At 45.0% G+C, this 914-nt stretch carries 1 protein-coding gene; it reads right to left on the bottom strand.

All coding sequences use genetic code 11. The features are described from left to right. On the bottom strand, window positions 1–914 hold a 914-nt coding region (locus RG47T_RS26000), incomplete at both ends, for a family 20 glycosylhydrolase (RefSeq protein ID WP_216351023.1).

Genomic DNA, 914 nt, shown 5'->3' with positions numbered 1-914 from the left:
CGAAAAGCCGATCTCTTCCCAGCCCGAAAGGTACAGCCCTTTTGCTTTGAGCAATTGGTTTACCTTGCCGTAAAAATAATACCACAGGTCGCCTGTGTTTTTAATTTCGGGATGGATGGCTTTTAAGGTTAAATAGGCAGGCGATTTTTCCCACACATGCGGCGGTACTTCATCGCCACCAAAGTTTATCGTTTTTAAAGGTGCCCCGGCTTCTTTGTATAAGCCCACCACATCTTCAATAACCGTTTCTACAAAATTATAGGTTGATGGCAGTGATACATCGATCACATTATCTTTCCAGTATTGTACCGAAGCATATTCTGATTGATCATTCAAATCACGCAGCAGATATTGTTCTGCGGCTGCCTTTTTACCCTCACCCATTAAACGGGTATAACGGGCATCCATCGCTTTAATAGCCGAACGGGCATGGCCGGGGCTTTCAATCTCTGGTATTACTGCAATATGGCGCTCGGTAGCATATTTTAAAATCTCGATATAATCGGCGCGTGTATAATACCCACTGCCTGCCAATTTGCCCGTTTCGGCACCCGAGCCGTGCGACGGCGGCAAATATTGTTTGCTATCAAGTGTATGGCCTCGTTGCGATGAAACTGCTGTTAACTCGGGCAATGATGGTAATGCTATTCGCCAGCCCTCATCATCTGTTAAGTGAAAATGAAACACGTTTAGCTTATAAAGCGACATCGCATCCAATAATTTAAGTACCTGTGCTTTGGTTTGGAAATTACGGGCAACATCGAGCAAAAACGCGCGGTATGCAAAACGAGGCTCGTCTTTTACCTCTACACAAGGCACCTGGATTATTTTTTTATGCGCAGCCCAGGCGGTTGGCGATATCAAGGTTTTTAAAGATTGTATCCCGTAAAATATCCCTGCAGCGGTTGATGCAT

The organism is Mucilaginibacter polytrichastri, from assembly GCF_001911425.1.
In the GTDB taxonomy this organism is placed as follows: domain Bacteria; phylum Bacteroidota; class Bacteroidia; order Sphingobacteriales; family Sphingobacteriaceae; genus Mucilaginibacter; species Mucilaginibacter polytrichastri.
The sequence above is the reverse complement of the archived record's forward strand: the minus strand, read 5'-3'. Positions and strand labels throughout refer to the sequence as shown.